The 5,417-nt window shown below is 73.7% G+C and carries 6 protein-coding genes; 4 read left to right on the top strand and 2 right to left on the bottom strand.

Annotation, left to right across the window (positions count from 1 at the left end; genetic code table 11):
* Nucleotides 1–1,346 (top strand): CaiB/BaiF CoA transferase family protein (locus tag NBZ85_RS27110; RefSeq protein WP_261562861.1); only part of this gene is annotated, 1,346 nt, incomplete at its 5' end.
* Here NBZ85_RS27110 and NBZ85_RS27105 read toward each other — a convergent pair.
* A complete protein-coding gene (locus NBZ85_RS27105) occupies nt 1,343–2,242 on the bottom strand; it encodes a phosphatase PAP2 family protein (protein ID WP_261559351.1) in 900 nt (299 codons plus the stop codon). The two genes, NBZ85_RS27110 and NBZ85_RS27105, sit on opposite strands and share 4 nt — an antisense overlap.
* 214 nt (nt 2,243–2,456) lie before the next feature.
* Between NBZ85_RS27105 and NBZ85_RS27100 the strand changes: the two genes are divergently transcribed.
* Nucleotides 2,457–3,206 (top strand): alpha/beta fold hydrolase, encoded by a 750-nt coding sequence (locus NBZ85_RS27100; RefSeq protein ID WP_261559352.1) that lies wholly within the window; start codon nt 2,457–2,459, stop codon nt 3,204–3,206.
* Between the two features lie 27 nt (nt 3,207–3,233).
* On the opposite strand, the gene NBZ85_RS27095 is transcribed toward NBZ85_RS27100, so the two are convergent.
* Nucleotides 3,234–3,719 carry a MarR family winged helix-turn-helix transcriptional regulator gene (locus NBZ85_RS27095; protein WP_261559353.1) on the bottom strand — a complete coding sequence of 162 codons (486 nt, stop codon included), beginning with the start codon at nt 3,717–3,719 and terminating at the stop codon, nt 3,234–3,236.
* 45 nt (nt 3,720–3,764) lie between these two features.
* On the opposite strand from NBZ85_RS27095, the gene NBZ85_RS27090 reads away from it, so the two are divergent.
* Both NBZ85_RS27090 and NBZ85_RS27085 read left to right on the top strand, forming a co-directional pair.
* Entirely contained in the window at nt 3,765–4,538 is a 774-nt protein-coding gene (locus tag NBZ85_RS27090; RefSeq protein WP_261559354.1) for a pirin family protein, read from the top strand.
* Nucleotides 4,539–4,654: 116 nt separating this feature from the next.
* A complete protein-coding gene (locus NBZ85_RS27085) occupies nt 4,655–5,380 on the top strand; it encodes a class I SAM-dependent methyltransferase (protein ID WP_261559355.1) in 726 nt (241 codons plus the stop codon).
* Nucleotides 5,381–5,417: the final 37 nt, after the last annotated feature.

The following is a 5,417-nucleotide window of genomic DNA, read 5'->3' as shown; positions in this document are numbered from 1 at the left end:
CCGCCGCCCCGACCGCCACGCCGCCGCCGACCGCAGCTCCGCCGCCAGCCACAGCTCCGCCGCCGACCGCCACGCCGTCACAGGACGGCGCGACCGGGCAGCCGCTGGCCGGCATCACCGTGCTGGACTTCGGGCTGATGTTCGCCGGGCCGTTCGCCGCGACCCTGCTGGCCGACCTCGGCGCCCGCGTCATCAAGATCGAGACGTTGGAGGGCGACACGATCCGCCGGGTCGGCGGCTTCCCCGAATCCGGCGGCGCGAAGGTCATGCAGGGCAAGGAGAGCCTGTGCCTCGACCTCGCCACCGACGAGGGCCGCGCGATCGTCCACGAACTCGCGAAACGGGCCGACGTGGTCCTGCAGGCGTTCCGGGCGGGCGCGGCCGAACGCGCCGGCATCGACGCCGCGACGCTGCGCGCCCTCAACCCCGACCTGGTCTACGTCAACGCCCCCGGCTACGGCACCGACGGCCCCTACGGCCACCGGCCGGCCTACGCCCCGGCGATCGGCGCGGCCAGCGGGCTGGCCCTCACCGACGCCCCCGGCGTGCGCAGCGCGGTGAGCACGGTCACGCAGAAGAAGACGGGCGCGGTGCGCTGCTTCGCCGCTGCGGCGGCCGTGCCGGTGCAGGCCGACGGCATCGCCGCACTCGGTGCCGCCTCGGCGATCCTGCTGGGCCTCGTCGCCAGAAGCCGGGGCCGGGCCACGGGCGCGTTGACGGCGACGATGCTCGCGACCGCCACGCACGCCATCCTCGACCAGGTCGTGGACTACCCCGGCAAGCCGGCGCTGCGGGAGGTCGACGACGACGCCTGGGGCCTGTCCGCGCTCTACCGGATCTACCCGGCGGCGCACGGCTGGGTGTTCCTCGCCGCCCCGGCGGACAAGGAGTGGCCGCGGCTCACCGCGGCGCTCGCCGCCCACGCCGGCCCCGGCGCTCACGCCGACCTCGACGCCGACCCGCGGTTCGCGACCGCGGCGGGCCGGGCCGAGCACGAGGCGGCCCTCGCCGACGTGCTGGCGAAGACGTTCGGCACCCGGCCGGCCGCCGACTGGGAACACGACCTCACCGCGGCCGGCGTCGGCTGCGTCGAGGTCGCCCAGCGCTCCCAGCAGACGATCATCCAGGTGGAACCGGCCGCGGCGGACGAGTACTGCGTGACGGTGCACAGCGACGTGTTCGACTCCCACCTGCGCCCCGGTCCCACCACCCGGTTCTCCCGCTCCGCGACAAGCCCGAAGGGCTTCGCCCACGCCGGCGCGCACACCGACGCGATCCTCGCCGAGCTCGGCCACGGCGCGGCCGACATCGCCGACCTGCGCGGGCGCGCCATCGTGGGCGGCTAGACCGGCTCGCGGGCGCCGGCGGGGGGCGGGACCGTGACGAGCGCGGCGACGGGGTCCGGGCGCCCCCGTCCGGCGTCGGCGTCGCGCCGGGCGCGGATCCGCCCACGCAGCCGGCGCAGCGCGCGGGTCAGCGCCCGGCCGACCAGCTCGGCCAGCACCAGCAGCACGACCGCGACGATGCCGTCGGCCCAGAAATGGTTCGCGGTGACGACGACGACCAGGGTCGTCACGATCGGATGGAGGACGATCAGCCACCGCCACCGGCTCGGGCTGATCCGGATGACCTCGTAGGCGATGAGGAACGCCCAGCCCACGTGCACCGACGGCAGTGCCGAGAGCTGCGCGGCGACCCCGCTGCCGAACTCGCCGTACACCGACTGGCCGAGCAGCACCGCCTCGTCGACGAAGCCGACGGAGGTCAGCATCCGCGGCGGCGCCACCGGCAGGAACATGTGGAACAGCAGCGACGAGCCGGTGAACAGCACGATCGTCGTGCGCACCGACGGGTAGGCGCGGCGATGGCGGGCGAACACCCACACCAGGAACAGGTTCATCGCCGGGAAGTGCACCCAGCCGTAGAAGTCGTTCGCCGCCCGCAGCAGGCCCTCGTGGCCGAGCATGAACCGCTCCATGGCGACCTCGCTCGGCAGGTGCAGCCACCGCTCGGCCCGCCAGATCCACTCGGCGCGTTCGACGCCGCCGGCGACCCGGGTCACCCCGAGGATGCGGGCGATCTGCCAGAGCGTGAACAGGCCGAGGATGATGCCGGCCTCCCGGGACGCGGCGGCGACCAGCTCGACGCCGCGCCGCGGCCACCACCGGTGCACCACCCGGGCCACCACGGCCAGCGCCAGCAGCGCCCCGGCCCCGACCGCGGCCTGCTGCCACAGCGGCATCGGCGCTCCCGTCCCCGTCGGTGTCGGCATGTGCGTGCGGCGTCCGCCGCGGCCAGGCCGGTCGGCGATGCGGACGCCCCGGCCGCCACGTTACGACCCGTTCGCGCCGGATGCCGCCACCGCCTCGCCCGCCGCCGTACCTCTTGACGCCAACGTCAGATCATCTAGGGTCTTCTCACGTTTGACCGAGATGAACGGATACAGGAGGTCGGGGATGGCGGACGTCGGCATCGTGCTCGTGCACGGCGGTCAGCACGCCGGGGACTGTTGGGAACCCACCGTCGCCGAGATCGGGTTACAGGCGCCGGGCACCCCGGTGCTCGCCGTCGACCTGCCCGGCCGGCGCTCGGCGCCCGCCGACCTGGCCACGGTCACCGTCGACGACTGGGTGACGAGCACCATCGCGCAGATCGACGCCGCCGGCATCGGCGAGTTCATCATCGTGGGCCATTCGATGGCCGGGCTGACCGTGCCCGGCGTCGTCGCGCGGCTGGGCCCGGCACGCGTGCGCCGGATGATCCTGCTGGGCGCGGCCGTGCCACCGCAGGGCCGCTCGATCGTCGACACGGTGCCCGGCATCCTGGGCTGGGTCGCCCGCCGCAAGGCCGCGACCGGCCGCCCCGCCGCACCGATGCCCCGGCTACTCGCGCGCTACTCGTTCTGCAACGGCATGACCCGCGAGCAGCGGGCGTTCAGCCTGTCCCGGCTCTACGGCGAGTCCACCCGGGTGACGATCGAACCCACCGACCGCACCGGCCTCGACCGCTCCGTGCCCCGCACCTGGCTGCTGACCCTGCGCGACCGCGCGCAGACGGTGCCCACCCAGCGCCGCTCCATCGAGGCCCTCGGCGGCGTCGACGAGATCGTCGACCTCGACACCGGCCACAACGCCATGATCAGCAACCCGGCCGAGCTGGCCCGTATCCTGCTCGACCGCGCCTCGGTCTCCCGTCCCGCACTCTGACGCGCGTGCGCCCGTGGTCGCGTCCGGCTATCGAAGACCCGACAGGACCGAACCGAGGATGGCGTCGAGGGTGTCCACCTGGGCGTCGGTGAGGGCGTCGAAGACACTGGCCCGGACGAAGGCCACGTGCGCCGGTGCGGCGCGCTCGATCGCCGCCCGCCCCTGCTCGGTCAGCGCGACCAGGGCACCGCGGCCGTCGTCGGCGCACTCCTCCCGCGCGACCAGGCCACGGCGCGCCATCCGGGAGACGTGGTGGGAGAGCCTGCTCTGCTCCCAGGACAGATCGCGGGCGAGCCGGGTCACCCGAAGACGCCCGGCGGGGACGTCGGTGAGGCGGACGAGGACCTCGTAGTCGGCGAGCGAGAGCCCCGCGTCGGCGGCGAGCTGGCGGTTCATCTGTGCGGCGAGCTGGCTGGTCATCAGCAGGTACCGGCGCCAGACCCGCTGCTCGCGCTCGTCGAGCCACCGCACGGGCCCCGCCGGGAATGCGCCGCCCTCAGATCTGCTTGACATGTCATCTAGCTTAATGACACGTCATAAAGATGGGAAGGGTCCATCATGGCCAGCGTGACACCGCAGCGAGACGTCGACATCCGCCGCGCCGCCGAGCGCCCGACGACGACGATCGACTGGCTGGACTCGAAGCACTCCTTCTCCTTCGGCCAGCACTACGACCCGGCCAACACCCACCACGGGCTGCTGCTGGTCAGCAACGACGACACGGTGCGCGCCGGCGCGGGGTTCGAGACCCATCCGCACCGCGACATGGAGATCGTCACCTGGGTGCTGCGCGGCTCGCTGGTCCATCAGGACTCCACCGGGAACTCCGGGGTGATCTACCCGGGGCTGGCGCAGCGGATGAGCGCCGGCCGGGGCATCCTGCACTCGGAGAAGAACGACGCCTGGCGCCTCGCCGGTGGCGGTGAGCCGCACGACGAGCCGGTGCACTTCGTCCAGATGTGGGTCGTCCCCGACGAGCAGGGCATCACCCCGGGCTACGAGCAGCTCGAGATCGACGGCGAGCTCCTCGGCGGCGGCCTCGTCCCGGTCGCCTCCGGGATGGCGCGCCACGACGGCGCCAGCGCGATCCGGATCCGCAACCGGTACGCGGCGCTGCACGTCGCCCGACTCGGTACCGGCCAGAGCGTGCAGCTGCCCGACGCCCCGTACCTGCACCTGTTCGTCGCCCGCGGCGAGGTCACGCTGGAGGGGGCCGGCCCGCTGCGCGAGGGTGACGCGGTCCGGTTCACCGGCGTCGGCGGCCCGCGGGTCACCGGCGTCGAGCCCGCCGAGATCCTCGTCTGGGAGATGCACGCCGCCCTGTCCCGCTGAGCCCGGCCCCGTCCAACCAGGCAGGTGGGCGGCCGGCGTCGGGTCGCCGTCGTCGTCGTCGGAACGCTCCAGAAAACGGGTCGCCGTGGCGCTGGTGGGACGTTAACTTCGTCGGCGTGATCGACCATGATCCCACGGACCTGGTGCGCCGCAGCTATGACGCGATCTCCTACCACTACCGGCGAGACGATGACGACGCCGGACCCTACGGACCCTGGATCGCCGACCTGCTCGCACGCGTGCCGGCGGGTGGCGCGGTTCTCGACGTCGGCTGCGGCTGCGGCGTTCCGGTGGCACGCGCCCTGAACGCCGCGGGCCGCCGGGTGACCGGCGTCGACCTGAGCGCCGAACAGGTGCGACGTGCGCGCACGCTCATGCCGGCGGCCACCTTCCTGCACGCCGACGCGACCGAGGTCGACTTCCCGTCCACCGCCTTCGACGCCGTCATCAGCCTGTACGCGCTGATCCACATGCCGTTGCGGAGCCAACCGGCGCTGCTGGCCCGGATCGCCACCTGGCTGCGGCCGGGCGGCTGGCTGCTCGCCGTCACCGGCCATGATGCGTGGACCGGCGTCGAGCAGGACTGGCTCGGCAGTGGGCAGCCGATGTGGTGGAGCCAGGCCGACGCCGCTACCTACCGGTCGTGGATCGCGGCGGCCGGCCTCGTCGTCGAGTCCGAACGATTCGTCCCCGAGGGCAGCAGCGGTCACGCGCTGTTCTGGGCACGCCGCCCGGATCACGGCAAGGATGGCCGCCTCGCCCTCGACGCCAACGCCAACGCCGAGGTCATCCCTACCGGGGTGCCCGACGGTCGACCAGGGCGGCGAGCCACGCGGGGGTGACGTGGGCGAGGCTCGGCACGACGGCGTCGGCGGGGAC

It is taken from the genome of Frankia tisae, assembly GCF_025403405.1.
Taxonomy (GTDB): Bacteria; Actinomycetota; Actinomycetes; order Frankiales; family Frankiaceae; genus Frankia; species Frankia tisai.
This window is presented reverse-complemented; position numbering and strand designations above follow the sequence as displayed.